The sequence below is a fragment of the Streptomyces sp. NPDC045956 genome (genome assembly GCF_056430705.1).
In genome coordinates, this window is record NZ_JBWKKZ010000002.1 from 151,354 (window position 1) to 170,310 (window position 18,957).

An 18,957-nucleotide genomic window follows, 5' to 3' on the forward strand; every position below is an offset into this window, starting at 1 on the left:
CGGTCGTCTTCTGTGAGCGGTCAGTCGCGCAGCGCGGCGAGGCTCGCGGGCCTCAGGTCCGTCCAGTGGGTCTCGACGTACTCCAGGCACGCCGCCCGGTCGGCCGGGCCGTGCGCGACGGTCCAGCCGGAGGGCACGTCGATCGCGACGGGCCACAGCGAGTGCTGGCGCTCGTCGTTGACCAGGACGAGGAACTCCGTGTCGGTGGCGTCGAAGGGGTTGGTCATCGTGGGGCTCCTCAAGAGGTGGGGGGCAGGTGGGTGGAAGGGGCGGCCGGTGCGCGGCAGGCGGGGCCGTCGCGGAGGCGGGGGAGCGGCCGCGGCCCGCAGACCGCCTCGACGGCGGCGGCCACCGCCATCGCGTCGCACGTGCTGTCCGGCCCGAACACGGAGAGGCCGACGGGCAGCCCGCCGTACAGCCCGGTCGGGACGGTGACGTTCGGCAGGCCCGCCAGCGCGGGCAGGGTGGAGGTGTTGCGGGCGCCCCGGTCCCCGGCGGCGTGGTCCAGCGGCCACGCCGGGTCGCTGGTCGGAGCGATGACGGCGGACGCCGAGGTCCGGGTCAGGGCGTCCCGGAGTACTCCCCGCGCCCACCGACGGGTCCGGGCGCGTTGTCCGCACGCCTCGCCCCGCCGGCGGTCACCGACCTCCAGGGCGCGGACGAACAGGTCCTGGCCGAACGGCGCGGGCCACGCCTCGTTGGCCTCGATCAGCTCGGCCAGGGTGGCGGGCGCCCCCCGCCGCCCGGCGAGGTACGTCTCCAGGGCCGGCCGGAACTCGGCGACGAGGGCGTCCAGGGCCGCGTTCAGCATCTGGTCGTCCAGCGGCAGTTCGACGGGGATCACGACGGCCCCCGCGGCCGTGAGCGCGGTGGCGGCCCGGTCCAGGGCGTCGAGCGCGGCCGGGGCCATGCGCCGTCCCGGCCAGGCCGCCAGCCGAAGCCCGCCGAGGGGCGGGACGGCGGTGCCGCGCCCGCCGGTCAGCGCAGTGAGCACCGCCGCGGCGTCAGCGGTGGTCCCCGCGAGGACGCCCGGCGTGTCCAGGGCCGGCGAGACGGGGACGATCCCGCTCGACGGGAGGACGCCGAGGGCCGGTTTGACGCCGACGACGCCGGTGACCGAGGCGGGGCAGACGACGGAGCCGTCGGTCTCCGTCCCGATCGCGACGGGCGTCATCGAGGCGGCCACCGCGGCGGCCGACCCCGACGACGAGCCGGCCGGGCTGTGGTCGAGCGCGTGCGGGTTCCGCGTCTGCCCTCCGGCACCCGACCAGCCCTCGATGCCGCGGGTGCTCCGGAAGTCGCCCCACTCCGACAGGTTGCTCTTGCCCACCACCACCGCGCCGGCGGCCCGCAGCAGCGCGACCACGGCGGCGTCGGACCGGGGCGGGGCCCCGGCGAGGAGCGGTGAGCCGGCCGCGGTCGCGAGCCCGGCCGTGTCGATGTTGTCCTTGATCAGGACTGGTACGCCTTCGAGCGGGCGCTCGGTACCCGCCGCGTACCGTCGGTCGCTGTCCTCGGCACCGGCCCGGGCCGTGGGGTCGGCCGCGAACACCGCGTTGACCGACGGGTCGACCGAGGCGATCCTGGCGAGGCTCCGGTCCAGCAGCTCGACCGCTCCTCCGCGGCGGCGGCGCAGCTGCGCACGCAGCCGGTCGATCGGGGGCCAGGGGGTGGTGTGGTCAGTCAAGGCGGCTCTCCCGCAGGGTGCGCGACGACAGGAACACCGCTATGGACGCGGCGGCGACGGCGCCGTGCAGGGCCAGCGTCACCGCGAAGCCGAGCGCGTCGACGGCCACTCCCATCGCCAGGTTCCCGAGCGGTGGAGCGGTGAAGGACAGGAGCGACATGATCGACATGACCCGGCCCCGCATCTCCGTGGCCGCACGGCGCTGGATCAACGACGTCAGCACCAGGCTCGCCAGCGCGGTGATCATTCCCATCAGCCCGTAGCAGGCGGCCGCCGGGACCACGGAGGAGACCTGGCCCAGCAGCGACAGGGTCAGGGCCTGGCCGGCCAGGCAGCCCACCAGGACCGCCGCGGCGCGGCGGCGCACCGGCAGGACGAGGCTGGTGAGGAAGGTGGCGGCGGCGCCGACGGTGAAGGCGGACAGGAGCACGCCCGCCCCGGCGGCGCCGCCCCCGATGTGCTCGGAGAGCAGGACGAGCCCGACGTTGACCGGTCCGGCCCCCGCCAGCTCCACCAGCCCCACCACGACCAGCAGCAGCCGCAGGTCCCGGTGCCGGACCGCGTACCGCCAGCCCTCGGCGACCCGGGTGACCAGCCGCGAGGAGCTCTGCGGAGCGGGTTCCACCGACTTCTTCGGGCGGCACACCGCCACGCCGGCCGCCGACACCAGGAAACTCACCGCGTTGACCGCGGCCACGGCCACCATCCCGCCGAGGCCGAGCAGCCACGCGCCGACGGGACCGCCGGCCGCCTGGCCCGTGCGCAGCCCGATCAGGTACAGCGCGTTGCCCCGCACGAGGTCGTCCGCGGGCAGCAGCAGGGGCCGCAGAGCGCCGCTCGCGGGCAGGAAGAACGCGCCCAGCAGCCCCAGCACCGCAGCGGTGACGGCCAGGACCGGCAGCGACGCGCCGGTGACCGCCACGGTGACCGCCGCGACGGTCATCAGCACCGCGCGGGCCAGGTCCGACCACACCATCACCCGGGCCGGGCCGTGCCGGTCGGCGACCGCGCCCGCACCGAGGAGCGCCATGACCCGGGGGACGCCGGCCAGGGCGAGCACCGCGCCGGCGGTGGCGGGCCCGGCCGTGCCGACGACCGTCGACGCCAGCGCGATGGTCCAGGCCGCGTCCCCGATGCTGGAGAGGCCGGTGGCGCCGACGAACGACAGATAGCGGGGCGACAGCGGGCCCGGCCGTTCCGTGCTCGCCACCTCGGCGGACGCGTCCATCACTGAACTCCCAGAGGCTCCGCGGCCGGCTGCGGCAGCCCGGAGGGCGCCCACAGGTCCTCGGCGGACAGGGCCCGCACGCGGTACTTGCCCAGCGCGCTGACGAGCAGCCGCATCTCCAGCGCCATGCACGTGACCAGGCGCCGCAGGCCGGCCCGCGGGTCCTCGTCCACGGCGAGCAGGGCCGCGCGGCCCAGACCCACCGCGTGCGCGCCCAGCGCGAGGCACTTCACCGCGCGGGTCCCCTCCCACATCCTGCCGGACACCAGCAGGCAGCCCGGCGGAGGTCCGACGCGGCGCAGGCACTCGGCGAGCGGGAGCCCGACGTGGTCGAGGAAGGCCCCGGGGGCCCAACCGGTCCCGGCCTCGGCGCCGTCCACGGTGACCGCGTCGGCGCCCGCCGCCCACGCCACCCGGGCGGCGTCGCCCACATCGCGGCCGGGCGGGAGCTTCACCCACACCCGCGCCCGGGGGTAGTTGTTGCGCATCAGCCGGATCTGCTGGCGCAGCACCTCCTCGGTGAACGTGCCCGGACTGGCGCAGCGCAGCTGCCGGCCGGTCGTCCCGTCGAAGATCCGCTCCAGTGTGAACTGCTCGGCGAGACCGGCCGCGGCCGCGTCGTCGACGACCGTCAGCCCGCCCAGGCCGGGCTTCGCGCCCTGGCCCACCTTGAGTTCCAGAGCGAGCCGGCCGCTGTCGAGGAGAGGGCCGGCCGAGGGGTCGCTGTAGACGAGGTTCCAGACCTCGGCGTCGGCGTCCTCCGTGCTCTGCTGCACCACGACACCGCCGACGCCGTCGGGCACCGCGTCCGCGTAGGCCCGCATCCGGCCGAGGAGGCTGGTCTCCGCACGACCGGTGAGCCGTCCGGAGCCGTTGACGGGGGTGACGTTCTCGCCGATCACCATGGGGATGCCCAGTTCCCCCGCCTGCCGGCCGGCCGCCTGGCCCATTCCGCTCCCGGCGACCTGGGTCGACCCGAACGCCGACAGGTACAGCGGCAGCGGGGACGCGAACCCGCCGACCGTCGTGCCCAGGTCCACGTCGTGGTGGAGCGGCTCGCGGGCCAGCTCGATCAGTTCCTCCAGCCGCTGGGGCATGAAGACCGGGGGCACCAGCCGGATGCCGTCCAACTCGTCGCCACCGGCCGCCTGTCCACCGCCGAACACGGCCCGGCCGTAGTCGTCCAGCGCGGGGAAGGCGGACGCCGCACCCGCACGGGCGCGCTCGCGCACCGCCTTCTCCGGGAAGCCGTCGGCGCGCAGGGCGGTCACGGGGTCACCGTCCCGGGGACCTTCGGGAAGGCGCTCGCCTGCCACACCGAGTGGGTGCCGGACACGTAGCGGGTCAACCGTTCGACGCCGATACCGAAACCGGCGCTCGCGGGGATGCCCTCGCGCACCATCCTGAGGTACCAGGCGTACTTGGCGGGATTCTCGCCCGTCTCGCGCATCCTGGCGATGATCGTGCCGTAGTCGTGCTCGCGCTCACCACCGCTGCACAGCTCGCCGTACCCCTCGGCGGCCAGCAGGTCGAAGTTGCGCAGGCGACCGGGGTGGTCGGGGTCCTCCTTGTCGTAGAAGCCGCGGGAGCCCTTGGGGTAGTCCGTGAGGAAGAACGGCAGGTCCGCCTTGGCGGACAGCAGTGCCTCACCGGTCCAGTCGATCTCCGCGTCCGCGTTCTGCGGATGTCCCATGGCGTGCAGGTCCCGCACGGCCGAGGCGTGCGTCCGGCGCTCGAAGCCGGTGCCGGACAGCAGGGCGGCGAAGGCGTCGGGGTTGCGACCGAGCACGTCGAGCTCGTGCGGAGCGCGCTCGACCACACGGCGTACGGCGTGCTCGACGACTCCTTCGGCTACCGCCATCGCGTCCTCCCGGGACGCCCCGGCGATCTCCACGTCGATCTGGTGGAACTCGGCGAGGTGCCGACTGGTCGAGCTGGTCTCCAAGGGCTCGAGGCGCACGTTGGGGGCCACGCAGAAGATCTTGTCGAAGGCCGTCAGCGACGCCTGCTTGTACAGGATCGCGCTGGTCATCAGCTTGTACCGGTGGCCGTAGTAGTCGACGTCGACCTGCTTGGCGCCGCGGGCGCCGGGATCGGTCACCGGTCCGATCACCGGTGGCAGCAACTCGGTGAAGCCCTGCTCGGACAGCCGCTGCCGAACCCCGTCGAGCATCACGTGCTGGATGCGCAGTGCGGCTCGGGTGACCGGCGACGCCAGGTGGGCGCGCGGGTCGGTGGGCGGCGTGGGGGCTTCGAGTGCGGTCTCCATGCTGGTTGTCTCTCCTCGGGGTCGGTGCAGGTCAGCCGAGCGCCGGGGCATCGGCGCGAACGGCTCGTTCCAGGGCGGCGTCGTCGAAGGTCCGCTCCACGTAGGACAGCGAGCGCAGCAGCTGACGGGGGTCGGTCTCGTCCTGGCCGCCGGCGTCCACCAGGCCGCCCAGCGGCAGCCTTCCGGTCCGGGACCAGCGCAGCCTGCCGTCGGCGTCGACGCGGGCACGGGTCCGCCCGGCGTTGTCGGGGTGCAAGCAGTAGGGGACGTCGAGGCAGCCGCGTTCCACGGCGCGGACCAGGGCGACGTCCAGGTCGTCGTGCAGGTTCAGGACACCGTCGATCAGGGCCCTGGCCTCGTCCAGCACACCGCTGTCCGGCGGTGCGGGCCTGGCCGCGGGCCGTTCGCCGGCCGCCGCCGCCGCGCTCGCGACGCGCAGGGCGGCCACGTTCTCCCCGACGGTGGGGATCCGGTGGGCCTCGGCCACGGTCTTCACGATCAGCCGCTCGGCTCCGGAGCGTACGGCCAGGCGGGCGGCCTCCGCGAGAAGCTCGGTCGCCCCGCCGGGCGTGCGGGGGAAGACGCCCATGTACGTGTAGAGGACGACGTGCCAGTCGATGTCCGGCAGGAATTCGGCGGCCAGCAGCCGCAGCGCGCCCATGGCCTCGGCGTCCTGCTCCGGGTGCGTCTGCTGCGCGTAGCTCAGCGACACGCTCTGCAGGCCGTGCCGCCGGAAGAACATGCCTTCCAGCACGCTGATGGCCACCAGCAGGCTCGGGGGGCAGAGTTGGCCCATCATGCAGCCACCGAAGGACTCCAGGTGCGGGCGCGGGCCGGACTCCTGGAGTGCGGAGAGCATCCGGCAGGACTCGCGCCACGAACGGACCGCCTCCGCGACCGGCACGCGGCTGTACGGCAGGCAGTAGGAGAGCGGGCCGCCCTCGGTGGCGTGCAGCCCGCACGCGCCGATCGCGGCGATGATGTCCTGGGGCTGTGCGGAACCGTGCCGCACCTGCACCGGGAAGGACTCGTCGTGCAGTCCCGTCAGGATGTTCCGGGTCACCTCGGGCGGGTGGGCCACGATCGGGTAGCCGTTCAGGTCGTCCCCCGCCGCCATGGCGGCGCGTACGGAGGCGTGGTCCCCGACCCGCGTGAAGCTGTCCAGGGTGATGGTCCCGGCCGCGCACACGCCGGCTTGCCGCACCGCGCGCAGGCCGGCCCGCATGTCCCCGGGATCGCCGAAGCCCATGCGCGGCTGCACGACGAGTCGGCCCGCGGTCGCGGAACGGGCCACGAACTCCCCGAACGACTCGGCCACATCGTGCGCCGCCACCGTCATGACGGCACGCCCGCGCCCAGCCGGGCCAGGAAGGACCGGAACGACGCCATTCCGGCGCCGTCCTCGAAGACACCGTCGAAGCCCGCCTCGGCCAGCGCCTCGGCGCGGCCGTGCTCGTCCGGACCGTGGACGCCCAGCTTGCCGCCGATGACCACCGGCACTCTCGACAGGCCGTCATGGGCGCGCAGCGCGGCGATGACCCGTGCGCCCTCGTGGAAGCCGTGTCCGTTGACACTGCTGATCACGACGAGGTCCGGGGCGAGCCGCAGGCACTCCTCGACCATCAACTCGTCGGGCACGCAGGCGCCCAGGTTCACCACCTCGTGTCCCCACGCCTCCAACTGGACTTGCAGGTAGACGAGGTTCCAGGTGTGCGCGTCCGAGGCGAGGCCGGAGACCAGGACTCGAAGTCCCCGTGAACCGTTCGGCTGTCGTGGAGTCAAGGCAGTGCTCATCTCTGTCGCAAGGTCGGTGGGGGTTCGGCCCGCGGCCCGCCGGGGGCCGACGGGACGGAGTCGCGCGAGGGCGGGGCGGCCGCCGTACTGCCGGCGGCGATTCGCACGTGCCCGGGGCTTCCTCAGTCCCAGCCCGTCGTGTCCCGCCCCTCGACCGGGGCCGGTGCCTCCGCCGCGACGTGCCGGGCTCCGCCGTCGTCGCGGGCGACGGCGGCCGACGCCGCGGTGAACGCGGGAACGACGGCGAGGAACAGGGCCGCGGCGAGCGTGGCGACGTGCGCGCGGACGGGCATGGCGAACTCTCCCTTGGTCGAGGTCGTACCAGGTGTTTCGCTGACCGGCGCCGGAGCCGCCGTGTGTCGTCCGGTGCGGACGCGGCCTCCCTGCCGGTGCCATCAGCCTTGCGGGGGACCGCTGTTCGCCGCTAGGGGGGACCGGTGTCCGGATCCGGTCCTCGCATAGACCGTCCAGAGTCGTCGCGGTCCGCGTGCGACACGTCGCGCGGGTCGGGGAGCGGCGCCACGGAACAGCCGGTCACCTCCGCGAACCGGAATCCGTCCTCGGCGGCTCTGGCACGCGTCACGACGGCGAGCGCGACGGCCTCCGCCTCTTCCGGCGTGGCGGCGTTGACGAAGAAGCCCACGGTCAGACGCCGGTCTGAGCCTGGATGGACGCTGATGTGCTCGACGCGCTCGTGGCGGATCACGTGGGGCAGGAGCATCCGGCTGATCCGCTCGGACGCGGGGAGCTCGACCGCCAACCGGAACTGCACATGAACAAGCCGCATCTTCCGAGCTTGCGGAACACGCCGGTGAGCCGACAAGGCGTGTCGGCGGACGGTCCCTGTCAGAGCCCAAACCGGCCATCGTCGTCGCCCCCGGTTTCTGCCCGTGCCCCGGGGTTAATCGCACTCGTGTGTCACGGGTGGCGAACGCGGACCGACAGCCGACTCTGCGGGGGGCGACGTGCTGGACGTACTGGGGTTGGACGAGACGTGCGCCGCTGTCTACAAGGCGCTGTTGGAGCAACCGCAGGCGGGAATAGAGGAGTTACGGCAGACTCTGCGGCTCGATGAGGACGGGCTCCGGACGAGCCTCGACAGGTTGAGCGAGCTGGCGCTGGTCCGTCCGCGCCAGGGCGAACCCGACGTCTACCGCGCCGTCGACCCCCAGTTGGGCGTCCAGGCCGTGATCGCGCACCAGCAGGAGCAACTGGCCGCGGAGCAGCAGCGGGTAGAACAGCTCCGGCGCGCCGCGGCCCACCTCGCCGCGGACTTCGCCGCGATCCGCCCCCGGCAGGGACTGCCGGACGTGGAGCAACTGGACGACATCGACGAGATCCGCGACCGCATCCACATCCTCGTCCGGGAGGTCCGGGACGAGGTGATGACGCTCGTCCCCGGTGGGGCGCAGAGCGCGGCCAGCATGGAGGCGGCCAGATCCCAGGACGAGGAGTTGCTGCGCCGCGGTGTCCGCATGCGGACGGTGTACCTGGACAGTGTGCGCAACAGCCCGGAGACCGTCGAGTACGCCACGTGGCTGGGTGAGCTGGGGGGCGAGATCAGGACCGTGCCCGCGCTCCCGCTCCGCCTCATGATCATGGACCGCGACGTGGCCATCGTTCCCGTGGACGGTGCGGACAGCAAGGCAGGCGCCCTGCTGCTGGCGGCCGACGGACCGGTCACCGCCATGTGCGCCCTCTTCGACTGCTTCTGGGAGGAGGCCACCCCTCTCGGACGCTCCCCGGACCGGGCCCGGGGCCGCGACGCCTGCGGACCGACCCGCCAGGAGGCCGAGGTGCTGCGCATGCTGAGCCAGGGCCTCACCGACGAGACGGTCGCCAAGCACCTCGGCGTCTCCGCCCGCACCGCCCGCCGTATCGCGGCCGAACTGATGGACGAGCTGGGCGCCCGCAGCCGCTTCCAGGCCGGCGCCCGCGCCGTCGCCAAGGGCTGGCTCAGCGGCGAGGAGTAGCGGGGCCGGGGACGGGCTGCTCGACCGATCGGCCGCGGGCCGGCCCGGCGAGCCCTGGAGAACGGCACCCCGCAGGACGTGGTCGCCCATCGGACGGCGAGTGCGGTGTGGAAGGTGACCGCGGTCTCGTCGTCGCGCGACCGACACCGCAGACCGGCCATGGGAGTTCGGGAGGAGAGAACGGGAGAAGACGACCTCGCTCGGCAGCGCACGCCGCCACCGTGAACGACGGCGGCTGCCGACGAGCGCTGCCGAGTCGAGGAGGAAGCCCGCTCCGTCAGAGGAGAATGGTGAAGACCTCCGTGCCGGTCCGCTCGTCGAGGCTCGACGTGAGGCAGCCGAGGACGTCCAGGTCGACGGTCGTCACCTCGCGTACGACCGCGGAACCTTGCGCGTACCCGGAGGTCACGGTGCCCGCCCCGGTCACGATGGTCTGGTTGGCCACCCGGACGACGGTCGGCACGGTGAGGGCGACGGTGCTCGTCTGGCCGTTGGCCCAGTGGTAGACGATGACGCTGGTCGGCAGCACCGTGTCCGTCAGCGGCGGGATCAGGCAACTGGCCTGCTCGTTGAAGGAAGCGGACGAGGTACCGGTGAGGAAGGGACCACCTATGCAGGTCAGTTCCTCGTCCACGCTGACATCGGTGGCACGCGGCAGGGGGCCCAGTGGGGGTGCGTAGGTCTGTTTGGCTGCTCCGGTGCAGACCACGGTGGCGGCGGCCTGGTCCTGCGCGGCCTGCGCCGCCCCCGCGGGAAGAAGGACAGTGCCGGCGAGAACGGCTGAGGAGAGCGAGAGCAGTCTGCGAATACGGGACATGAACCGGCCTTCCATTGGCTGGGAAACGCGACGCGTGTGGCGCTGGGGAGGGCGCTGCCCTCGCTGTGGGTGATCGAGGTGACCTGTCGTCGACCGGGCACGAGCCACGGGAACAGTGCGGCCATGCTGCCCCTGTCGGGACAAGCGGTACATAGTCATTTCAGGGGGCTCGTGCACCCCCTCGACGGCGCACACCCCGTGCGAAAGCGCGCGCCTCGGGTGCCTCGGTGGTGACCCGAGCCCTGGTGGCGGGACGCACGGAGCGCGATGACACCGAGTCCGCACCGGAGGCACAACGCGTCTCACCACGCGAAGGCGGGCTCCGCGAAAGGGGCGTGCACGGCGACGGTGGACTGGGACAGGATCCTGCGGGCACTCGACGCCAGGGCACCGCCGGTGTCCAGGTCGTAGACGACGCGCGCTCCTGGAAAGAGGCTCTGCCGTAGTGAGGCCGGGAAGTCCACGCACGATACGAGGTTCTCCGCCATGGCCCGAGGCACCGTGTCACCGTCCCGGTACACCCGGCCGCCGGCAGCCGAGTGCACGGGCATCGTTGCGGGGTGCCGCTCGTAGGAGGCCACGACGGCGCTGAGTGCTTCTGCCTGACGCGACAGGCTCGGATGGTGCGAACCGAACGGCACAGGCGTGACGACGGCCTGGACGCCCATCGCTGATGCGGCCTCACGCAGAGCACGCCCTTCGCCCCCGGGGACGGTGACCACCACGGAACGGTCGTCGAACACCAAGGCTGTGCTCGCGTCACGAACCCCGCTTCGTGAAATGATCTCGTCGGCCTCCTCGCACGAGCATTTCAGGGCGACCATCCGGCCCGGACAACCGCGCTGCACTTCAGCGGCCTTGAGGGCCAGATGCGCTCCGTCCCGAAGGCTGAAGACCTCGGCGGCCGTCATGGCGGCGAAGTCCCCGGCACTGACGCCGAGGACGACCGCCGGCCCCCCGTGAGCATCACACAGCGCCTGGTGGGCTGCGAGAGACGCGACGAAGGAGGCGAGTTCGAGACATCCCGTCTGCTGCAACTCCTCGACGGACGGAGGGTCGGCTTCGGTGAGGAAGCGTGACAACCTCACTCCCCCCTCGGCGGCGGACACCTGGTCCGTCTGCTCTGTGATACGGGCGAAGGCGTCAGCGAAGCGCTCACTGCGGCCCGTCGCCGCGGAGATGGCTGCGGGCGCGAAGGTGCCCTGGGGTGGGAAGACGTGGACGGACGCGCCGGCGAATCCAGTTGCCGGCTCCTGCGCCGACCCGATCACGACGCGTCTCCTCGCGAGTGGGGCGACAGCGTCTCCCGCCGCTTCCCGGCCAACTCGGAGATGGCTGAGGCGATCTGGTCACTCGCGGACTCGGCGTCCACGTCCACCTCCAGGGCGTTCAGCAAGTTCGCGAGCATGACGTAGTAGCCGGTCAGCATGATCAGTTCGACTGCCTGCCGCTCGCCGAGGGCCTGACGCAGTGCCGACACCGTCGCGTGATCAAGCGTGTGCTGCCGCACCAGCTCGCCGGTCGCCGCCAGCGCGACCTCCTCGGTCTCCGTGAGCCCGTCGACGTGTACGGTCCCGTCCACGGTGGCGGCGGCCTGCTCAGGGGTCATGCCACATCGCTCGGCGACGGGGGTGTGCTGCGCCTTTTCGTACGCGCAGCCGACGCGGCCCGCGACGGAAAGGATCACTGCCTCGCGCAGGCGCGCGGGAAGGCTGGTCGCCGAGAGCAGGGCCACCCCGAGGTCGATGGCGGGCTCGGCCACCGCCGGTGCGTGGGCCAGCATACGGAACACGTTCAGAGGCACTGGGGTGCGCGTCAGCACCGCCTGGGAGCTGCGTTCGTCAGGATAGGGAAATCGAGCCATGCCGTTCTCCGTCTCTGGTGTGAGGGCTGCCTCCCCCATCGGTGATGTCCCCCCCCCCGCTGTTCGGGGCGCGGAGACCCCTCGGAAGGTGCGCCTGCGTCGTCAAGGCCGCGGCGCCGGACGATTGCTCACCGACCTGTGGTGTGCGGCTTGCCGATCCGGGCGACCACACACCACCGCGGACACACGGAAGGCGTGAACGCGATGAACGGCCTCACCTCTCCGCCGACGCCGGGCCCCACGGACCTCGCGGCGTCTTGGCCTTCCGCGCCGTACACACTGAACTCACCCCAGGTGAACCGTCCGACGCTGCCCGAGTCGTCCCTTCACGCTGTCACGGAGCCGGCGAGAAGGGTCGGTCCTCCGGGAGCCGCTGAAGGACTGTCCCGGCACCACGACGGCACCACGGTGGCGCACTGGCTCGCGGATCCTCCGTACGCATGGCGGTGAGGTGGAGGGGGAAGTCCGCTGAAGTCGTCCAAGCAGACATCGACCGAGCCCACTTCACGCTGTCCTGGTTCCGTCAGGAACAACGTGGCGCGAGAGCGAGACGGTCGGGGCCGGGACGAATCGATGAGACCGTCGGCCCACACCTCGCTGCCTACCCCTGGAAGTCACCCTGACCGGGGCTCCACGCCCTGTACCCGGATGTACGAGTGAACGCGATCAGCGGTGATCGTGAGAAGCCGCTGCCTCGCTCGCTGGGCGCGGAGGAGAGGCTTCCCGGACACCGGCGTCCGATCCGGTTCCCGGCCCCTCGATCGGGGGCCGCCGTGATCCGTCACAGTCGGTACGGCGACCTCCGGCCAGGGATGCGCGGAGGACCAGGACGGCAACGTGGTCGTAGAACGGATCATTCATAGGGCCATCGTCCGGCCCGCCGTGTCAGGCGTCCCGTCCTGCACCTCCCTCCGGGTGACAGGTACGCCCTCCGTGAGGGCTTGGCGGCCGTTCAACGCGTGCACGCATGAACTGGGGTCGGGGAGGTGTGATGGGCGCCCGCGAGGAGGGATGCTGTGGTGCGGCGGCCGGTACGACTCGGGCGTTCATTCGAAGAGAGGGCTTCGAGGTCGGTTGCCCGGCGACAGAGTCAAACGTCCGGGCGGACCATCGACCGGGAAATGCCGGAGCTGCGAAGAATCCGGGCAGGTGTTGCCGACGTCACTCACCTGACATGTGAGTGGACTACTCGAAGGACGGTCCGTGCCATGCGCAAAGCTTCCGCTTCTCTTCTGGCCGCTTCGGCCCTCGTAGCCGTTGTCTCCCTCCCCGCTGCGCCCGCGACGGCGGCTGTGGACGACAGCGGTGTTGTCACCTGTCCCCTGGGCGTGCAGAACACCTCCTACACGCCCGGGCTCACTCTGACCACGCCCGCGCCGCTCGTCGACGTCCACTCCAGCGGCACGCTGGGGCCATGCGTCTCCACCGATCTCCAGCACACGGCGGGGACCTACACCTTCCAGGGCAGTGGCAACCTCAACTGTCTGGGTGGGAGCAGTGCCGGAACCGGAAAGATCGACTGGGCCGATCCCGGCACACAGCCGTCCCGGTTCACCTTCACCAGCTCGCTGGCCCTGCGTCCCAACGGCACCACGGTTCTCGTTGCCACCGGTCCGATCACCCAGGGCGACTACACGGGCCGCACGATCGTCAACACGGTCGTCATCACCAGCCTCGACCTCCTCGCCTGCACGACAGCAGGCGGGCTGACCACCACCTCCGGTCCCTTCCTGGTCACGGTGTTGTGACGAAGCGAGGGCCAGTCGGCCCGCCACGGAGCACAGCGCACCTTGTACGGCCGGCGGCCGACGGTTCACGAAAGGGAGTAGCGATGCACAACCCACCCGGACGAATCCTCCGCAAGCTCCTCATGGTGGCCAGAACGGCAGCGCCCGCCGCGCTGTGCATGGCCGTCCCGCTCGGCGCGACGCCTGCGGCCGCATCGGAGACCGCGGCTGCTGCCCTGGTGACCTGCGTCGGACAGCAGGTCACCGACTACAGCCCGGGCCTCCACCTCACCCAACCCCGGAACGTCGCCTACCAGGCCGATGGAACGTACGCCTCGTGCCCTCTCAACGACGGAGTGAGCGGGGTGACCTACAGCGAAGGCGGAGCGGTGACAGGCGCCACCTGCCTCGCCTTCCCCAGCACGGCCACGGCGACCTTGACCTGGAGCAACGGGCAGCACTCCACTGTTCAGGTCACGGGCACCGAGATCGACGTCGCCGGGGCCACCCAGGTCTACGTCTCCCTGGGCACGGTGACGTCGGGCCGCTATGCCGGGTCGCTGGTGAACGTGACCACGGAGATCATCCCGGACCTGGGCAACCCGCTTCCGTGTCTGACCCCGACCGGCCTCACACACGTCAGCGGACTGTCCACCCTCGCCATCCTCTGAGCGCTCGAACCCAGGTGACGAGAAGCCAGACCTCTATCGCAGGGAGGCTGCGATGTACCGGTATTCAAGACGCTTCGCAACAGTCGGGGCGACGCTGCTCGTCACGGCCCTCGGCCTGGCCATGACGAGTGGCACCGCTCAGGCGGACGACCCTCCTCTGGCCACCTGCACCGGCGTCACCACCGCCCATCACGACCCAGGGGTCACCTACACGCCCGCGGACATCGACGTGGAGATACACACGAGCGACACCTGTGTGCTGCCCTTGCTGGAGACGGTGCGGCACGACGAACACTTCGTCTCACCCGGCCTGTCCTGTCTGAACCTGCTCAACGGCGGTCCGGGCTCAGTGACACTGCACTGGGGCAACGGACAGCAGAGTGTGTTCCAGTACAGCTCCCAAGTCACCTCCGCCAACGGCGTCACCACGGTCACGCAGACCGGAGTGATCACCAGTGGACGCTTCGCCGGCCACAACGCCGTCGAGACGCTCGTCGGTGCCTCCCTGAACCTCACCGCCTGCCTCAGCGGCGGCATCACCGGCTACTCGTTCAACTCCGCCCTCGTCATCGTCTGACGCCATCCGTACCAGCGCCGCCACGCATGTCTCACACCGCTGGGCAGCGGTGCCGGAGCCCGGTGTGCAGGTGGGCTGCCTACGCGGGGGGGAGGACTCCTGCACCGCACCGCACGGCGCGGTCGGGGGCGAGGGGGGGCCGGGGCCGGCGCTGTGAGACCGCGACGTCGTGGTCCTTGCGTCCACAAGTGGGCGCAGGATGTCGGTCCCCACCGCAGCGCTCACGAAGAGGAATCCGACCATGTCCGAGAGTGAATCCGTCGTTCTGCTCGACGAGCGTGGAAACGCGGTGGGCAGCGCCCCCAAGGACCGGACGCATGACAGCGACACTGCCTTGCACCTGGCCTTCTCCGTCTACGCCTTCGACGAGGCCGGACGCCTTCTCATGTCGCGCCGGGCCCTCTCGAAACGCACCTGGCCCGGTGTGTGGACCAACAGCTTCTGTGGTCACCCCCTGCCGGGTGAGGCCTTGGAGGCCGCCGTACGGAGACGGTCGACGGCGGAACTCGGCACAGATGCGGAACGCATGGATCTCCTCATCGGCGCTGTTCGCTATCGATCCGTCATGGAGAACGGCATCGTGGAGAACGAATTGGGGCCCGTCGTACGGGTTCTGCTCTCTCGGCCCCCGTCACCCAGTCCCCGAGAGGTCGAGTCCGTACGGTGGGTGCCGTGGGAGGAAGTACTTCGGGAAGCGAATCAGGACCCGACAGCTCTGTCGCCGTGGAGTGTGATCACAGTGCGACGGTTGGGCCGCCTGGGTCCGGAGCCCTGGAAGTGGCCCGTGGTGAACGACGAGGAACTGCCCCCGGCGCTGCGAAGTCACCCGTAGGGAGAGCGGCCGGCATCCGTGCTCGATGGTCGTACCGCCGTGAGGGCCCTACTGCAGCAGCGCGCGCGTGGGTCGGACCTTCCTGTGATCGTCACGCTCGGCCAGGGCCCAGGCCGAACTCGAGTCTCCGGTAGCCGTGCGCGATGACCGGCACGGCCAGGTCCTGCGCAGTCAGCCGATAGCTTGATCGACTTGCTTCGGCCGTCCGGCACCAAGCCGCGCAGGTACCGGCCTCGTCCCGGCAACACGCCCACCCCGAGCGAGAACAGCCCACGTGACGAAGCGCTTCTTGTTCGCGGCGTGAGCATGGTCCTGGCGTCGTCGCTGCGGAATTCCTCACCCCGAGTCATCGAGAAAGTCGGGGAGGATGTGGTCCAGGCAGTATTCCGCTACTGCGGCTATGGTCAGCGCCGGATTGACGGCGCCGGTGCTTCCCGGCATGAGAGCACCGTCCAGGCAGTACAGGCCGGGGTGACCGTGGAGCCTCCCGTACGGGTCGGTCGCCCTGCCGATCCAGGCGCCGCCCACAGGATGGGTGACGAGCGGACGGTCGTGCGGCTGGGGAACGACCGTCGCCTCGGGCAGGTACCGAGCCACCTGGCTGACGACCTCTTGGGTCTGTGGCTCTCCGCCGCTGTCGTACTGTGCCTTCCACTCCAACTGGACTTGCCCGTCCGAGTTCCGGACCCACCTGCCGAAGCGGTCCGGAATGGTCATACCGAGGCACGGAATGTCCCCGCCGCCCAAGGGCAGGGAAAGGGGTGAGTGCATGACCCCGACCGTGCCGGACGTGTTGTGCACCATGACGGAGGAAGGCCCTCCTTGGGGCGTGTCCGCAGGCAGGTCGGCCACTCTCAACACGGTCAAGTGATCACCGTTCGCACTCCAGCCCTCTCCGACAGACGCGTCGAGATCAGCCAGAGCGCCGGTCTCCCGAGCCGTCACCAACAGCCGGGGCGTGTGCATCCCGGCGGCGAGCACGAGCCGGTCACACGAGAAGGCCACACGTTCGTGCACTGTCCCGTCCTCGTCAAGGCGGTCGGTGAGCACCCGGAAACGGCCGGACCGGCCCACGGACACGGCCGTCACCCTGTGCAGCGGCCGTACGCAGGTCCGCCCGGTGGCCTCCGCCCGCGCCAGGTAGGAGCGGTCCACGCTGAGTTTCGCCCCGCTGTTGCATCCGGTGAAGTGGTGCTGGCCGAGGACGGCCGCGGCCGGACGGTCACCGCGAAGTTCGCCCCGCACGACGTCGAAGTCGAAACTGCTGGAGATTCTCTCCGCCGGCAGACCGGAGGCCTCCACGGCCCGGTCCCACAACCTGTGGGCTCGGTACGGCGGGTGATCGAGGAGATCCACGGGAAACGGGGCTCCGCCCAGCCGACGGCGCGCTCGGGGGTAGTGAATGCGGTCGAGCACCTCGAAATCAGGGCCTGAGGGGAAGATCCGCCCGAATGCCTCGGCCCGTGGCTGTGCCAGCACGCCACCGTAGACGAGAGTGCCGCCGCCCACACCGGCACCGCACATGAGGAGAGCGTCCTTCTCGGCGATGACGTCCAGCAGGCCGGTCGAGCGCGGGAGGGCCGCTTGCGTCGCTTCGGAGAGAGACGCCCACGGGCCGGAGCGCGAGGGGGCAGGGGGAACCGATTCGTCGTCGAGCCAGACGAGTCGTCGGTCCGTAGAGGGGAAGGCCGGGAACGCGGCGCTCGCGGGCGTGGCCGGCCAGCGCCGCCCACGCTCCACCACGACGTTGCGTACGCCTGCCTGGGCGAGTCGGAAGGCGGTGATGCTGCCACCCAATCCGGCCCCGATGATGACGACTTCGTGGCTTTCCTCGCGAATCCGCAGATCCGGGCCGGAGAAGGACCGGTTTCCTTCGCGAGCGGTACTGCCGCGCCCGGCAGGCGCTGGTGTGTGGGTCCGCGTGGAGCGGACGTCTTCATCTTCCGGGGGCACGGGATACTCCTTCGCCTCGTTGCGTTTCGGTGGGGGCCTGCGGCACCCGCTCGTCGCCGTCCCGCACGAAGGGGCCGACGGCGTCCATGAAGTCGGTGTGGCGGTCCAGGTGGGAGACGTGGCCGGCAGCCGTCAGGAGCACGAACTTCCCGGCCGGCAACCGGCGGGCAGCCGCGCGCCCTTGCCAGGCCGGCAGCAGGGTGTCCGTGTCCCCCCACACGATCAGTACCGGTGTCCGGAGCCTGGAGAGCCGGTCCACGACGAGGATGTCGGCACGTTGGCCGGTGATGTCGCCGCACGCACGGAAGATCTCCAGGGAGGTGCGCAGGGACTGCTGTGAACGCGCCAGTCGTAGCTGAGCGAGCCACGTCTGCGCCGGTACCCGCCATGGCTGACGAAGCAGCAGCAGAGTGGACAGAGCCAGCACCGGTTCGCTCCCTGGAAGAGAAGCGAGCACGGACACCAGGTCGGCCGCACGGGGCGGCAGCATCCCCAACGCGATGGCTGCTGGATGGGCGAAGCGGCCCAGGCCGTTGGAGTCGACCAGGACGAGGCGTCGGACGAGCCACGGGCGCGCGATCGTCAGTTCCGCGACGACGGAGCCGCCGTAGGAGTGTCCGACGGCCGTGACGCGGTCGATGTCCAGGGCGTCGAGGAATTCGGCGAGGAAGGCCGCCATGCGCACCGGCCTGACGTCGGTCAGAGGACTCGTGCCTTCGAAGCCGGGCAGCACGGGGGCGAGGACACGGCAGGTGTCGCCCAGGTCCTTCATCACGGGGAACCAGTCACGGGCGCTGGACGCTGCACCGGTCACCAGCAGGACCGGTGCTCCCTCGCCGTACTCGTAGTAGCGGGTGGATATCCCGTCGACCAGGACGCGTCCGGTCCTCATCTGTCGTTCCGTCACTGCTCCTGGCTCCACTCGGTCGAGTGGCCGTGGCTCTTCTCCCGTACAGGCCCGGCCGTGGTGAAGTGCAGTTCTCCGGAGACACTGTCGCGTCCCGCCAGCCACATGCCCAGCGCCTCCCTGGTCCCCAGAACCTCCGGTGCCCGCAGGTGGGCGGGGGGACCGAGCGGGGGATGCCCGTCGGTAGGAATGAGGCGGTACCTGAATATCCTGAAATTCGACCTGGAGCTCAGCATGGCGCCGTCCCACAGGATGTAGGAGGGCACGGAGGGAGGCATGTCCTGCTCGGCACCGACACCACGCACGATGTCCTGGTGATGAACCGACAGGTCCCCCAGCGCGATGAGCACGAGAAGGCGGCTGCTCCAGGCCGGCTTCGCGGCCCACTCGCGGGCCTCGGCCATGATCGTGCGACGCGACAGACCTCGTGCGCGTCCCACCTGTCGGTCGTTGGCGGCTGCGAGGCGGCGCCACGGCCGGTAGAAGGCCTGGGGGCGGTCCACGCCGAGCAGGTGCCCGAGGATGTCGCGAGGCGACCATCCGGCACAGAGCGTGGGACCGGAGTCGAAGAGATCGTCGGACAGGGCGTCCAAGGTGCGCAGCAGACGCTGTCGCTCCGCCCGGAGTTCGCTTTCCAGAGGAAGACGCACCGCTCCTC

Annotated in this window: 20 protein-coding genes; 5 read left to right on the forward strand and 15 right to left on the reverse strand. The window is 71.2% G+C overall.

Annotated features, from left to right (window positions below):
• Nucleotides 1-20: 20 nt before the first annotated feature.
• From AC07FV_RS06355 to AC07FV_RS06395, 9 genes are all read right to left on the reverse strand, one after another.
• Complete coding sequence (locus tag AC07FV_RS06355) at nucleotides 21-227, reverse strand: MbtH family protein (RefSeq protein ID WP_479085069.1); 207 nt, start codon at nucleotides 225-227, stop codon at nucleotides 21-23.
• Nucleotides 228-238: 11 nt separating this feature from the next.
• Nucleotides 239-1,687, reverse strand: coding sequence for an amidase family protein (locus AC07FV_RS06360; protein WP_479085071.1), 1,449 nt, complete (start codon nucleotides 1,685-1,687; stop codon nucleotides 239-241).
• On the reverse strand, nucleotides 1,680-2,915 hold the full coding sequence (locus AC07FV_RS06365) for an MFS transporter (RefSeq protein ID WP_479085073.1): 1,236 nt from the start codon (nucleotides 2,913-2,915) through the stop codon (nucleotides 1,680-1,682). Before AC07FV_RS06365 ends, AC07FV_RS06360 begins: the two co-directional genes overlap by 8 nt.
• Complete coding sequence (locus AC07FV_RS06370; protein WP_479085075.1) at nucleotides 2,915-4,186, reverse strand: glutamate synthase-related protein; 1,272 nt, start codon at nucleotides 4,184-4,186, stop codon at nucleotides 2,915-2,917. The genes AC07FV_RS06365 and AC07FV_RS06370 overlap by 1 nt, the downstream gene beginning before the upstream one ends.
• Nucleotides 4,183-5,184, reverse strand: coding sequence for an asparagine synthetase A (locus AC07FV_RS06375; RefSeq protein WP_479085076.1), 1,002 nt, complete (start codon nucleotides 5,182-5,184; stop codon nucleotides 4,183-4,185). Before AC07FV_RS06375 ends, AC07FV_RS06370 begins: the two co-directional genes overlap by 4 nt.
• A 31-nt stretch (nucleotides 5,185-5,215) precedes the next feature.
• Entirely contained in the window at nucleotides 5,216-6,523 is a 1,308-nt protein-coding gene (locus AC07FV_RS06380) for a methylaspartate mutase (protein ID WP_479085078.1), read from the reverse strand.
• Complete coding sequence (locus AC07FV_RS06385; protein WP_479085080.1) at nucleotides 6,520-6,966, reverse strand: cobalamin B12-binding domain-containing protein; 447 nt, start codon at nucleotides 6,964-6,966, stop codon at nucleotides 6,520-6,522. The genes AC07FV_RS06380 and AC07FV_RS06385 overlap by 4 nt, the downstream gene beginning before the upstream one ends.
• Before the next feature lie 134 nt (nucleotides 6,967-7,100).
• On the reverse strand, nucleotides 7,101-7,271 hold the full coding sequence (locus AC07FV_RS06390) for a hypothetical protein (RefSeq protein WP_479085081.1): 171 nt from the start codon (nucleotides 7,269-7,271) through the stop codon (nucleotides 7,101-7,103).
• A gap of 131 nt (nucleotides 7,272-7,402) precedes the next feature.
• Nucleotides 7,403-7,765 (reverse strand): hypothetical protein, encoded by a 363-nt coding sequence (locus AC07FV_RS06395; protein ID WP_479085082.1) that lies wholly within the window; start codon nucleotides 7,763-7,765, stop codon nucleotides 7,403-7,405.
• A gap of 178 nt (nucleotides 7,766-7,943) precedes the next feature.
• Here AC07FV_RS06395 and AC07FV_RS06400 point away from each other — a divergent pair, with 178 nt between their 5' ends.
• Nucleotides 7,944-8,951 carry a helix-turn-helix domain-containing protein gene (locus tag AC07FV_RS06400; protein WP_479085083.1) on the forward strand — a complete coding sequence of 336 codons (1,008 nt, stop codon included), beginning with the start codon at nucleotides 7,944-7,946 and terminating at the stop codon, nucleotides 8,949-8,951.
• A 277-nt stretch (nucleotides 8,952-9,228) separates the two neighbouring features.
• On the opposite strand, the gene AC07FV_RS06405 is transcribed toward AC07FV_RS06400, so the two are convergent.
• From AC07FV_RS06405 to AC07FV_RS06415, 3 genes are all read right to left on the reverse strand, one after another.
• The gene (locus tag AC07FV_RS06405; RefSeq protein ID WP_479085085.1) at nucleotides 9,229-9,768 is read right to left on the reverse strand and encodes a hypothetical protein; all 540 of its coding nucleotides are present in this window, start codon (nucleotides 9,766-9,768) and stop codon (nucleotides 9,229-9,231) included.
• A 302-nt stretch (nucleotides 9,769-10,070) separates the two neighbouring features.
• Nucleotides 10,071-11,039 (reverse strand): acyltransferase domain-containing protein, encoded by a 969-nt coding sequence (locus tag AC07FV_RS06410; RefSeq protein WP_479085087.1) that lies wholly within the window; start codon nucleotides 11,037-11,039, stop codon nucleotides 10,071-10,073.
• A complete protein-coding gene (locus tag AC07FV_RS06415; protein ID WP_479085089.1) occupies nucleotides 11,036-11,632 on the reverse strand; it encodes a carboxymuconolactone decarboxylase family protein in 597 nt (198 codons plus the stop codon). The genes AC07FV_RS06410 and AC07FV_RS06415 overlap by 4 nt, the downstream gene beginning before the upstream one ends.
• 1,208 nt (nucleotides 11,633-12,840) lie before the next feature.
• Between AC07FV_RS06415 and AC07FV_RS06420 the strand changes: the two genes are divergently transcribed.
• The 4 genes from AC07FV_RS06420 to idi all read left to right on the forward strand — a co-directional run bounded on the left by AC07FV_RS06420 (nucleotide 12,841) and on the right by idi (nucleotide 15,439).
• Entirely contained in the window at nucleotides 12,841-13,380 is a 540-nt protein-coding gene (locus AC07FV_RS06420; protein ID WP_479085091.1) for a hypothetical protein, read from the forward strand.
• Between the two features lie 83 nt (nucleotides 13,381-13,463).
• Nucleotides 13,464-14,030 (forward strand): hypothetical protein, encoded by a 567-nt coding sequence (locus tag AC07FV_RS06425; RefSeq protein WP_479085093.1) that lies wholly within the window; start codon nucleotides 13,464-13,466, stop codon nucleotides 14,028-14,030.
• 52 nt (nucleotides 14,031-14,082) lie between these two features.
• Nucleotides 14,083-14,607 carry a hypothetical protein gene (locus AC07FV_RS06430; protein WP_479085094.1) on the forward strand — a complete coding sequence of 175 codons (525 nt, stop codon included), beginning with the start codon at nucleotides 14,083-14,085 and terminating at the stop codon, nucleotides 14,605-14,607.
• 241 nt (nucleotides 14,608-14,848) lie between these two features.
• Nucleotides 14,849-15,439: an isopentenyl-diphosphate Delta-isomerase gene (idi, locus tag AC07FV_RS06435; RefSeq protein ID WP_479085095.1), complete on the forward strand. Its 591-nt coding sequence runs from the start codon at nucleotides 14,849-14,851 to the stop codon at nucleotides 15,437-15,439.
• A 336-nt stretch (nucleotides 15,440-15,775) separates the two neighbouring features.
• Here idi and AC07FV_RS06440 read toward each other — a convergent pair whose 3' ends face one another.
• From AC07FV_RS06440 to AC07FV_RS06450, 3 genes are read right to left on the reverse strand one after another with little or no spacing between them, the layout of a single operon-like run.
• The gene (locus tag AC07FV_RS06440) at nucleotides 15,776-17,392 is read right to left on the reverse strand and encodes a GMC oxidoreductase (RefSeq protein WP_479085096.1); all 1,617 of its coding nucleotides are present in this window, start codon (nucleotides 17,390-17,392) and stop codon (nucleotides 15,776-15,778) included.
• Nucleotides 17,376-18,284, reverse strand: a complete 909-nt coding sequence (locus AC07FV_RS06445) for an alpha/beta fold hydrolase (protein WP_479085097.1) — start codon at nucleotides 18,282-18,284, stop codon at nucleotides 17,376-17,378. The genes AC07FV_RS06440 and AC07FV_RS06445 overlap by 17 nt, the downstream gene beginning before the upstream one ends.
• Nucleotides 18,285-18,295: 11 nt before the next feature.
• Nucleotides 18,296-18,949 (reverse strand): maleylpyruvate isomerase family mycothiol-dependent enzyme, encoded by a 654-nt coding sequence (locus AC07FV_RS06450; RefSeq protein ID WP_479085098.1) that lies wholly within the window; start codon nucleotides 18,947-18,949, stop codon nucleotides 18,296-18,298.
• Nucleotides 18,950-18,957: the final 8 nt, after the last annotated feature.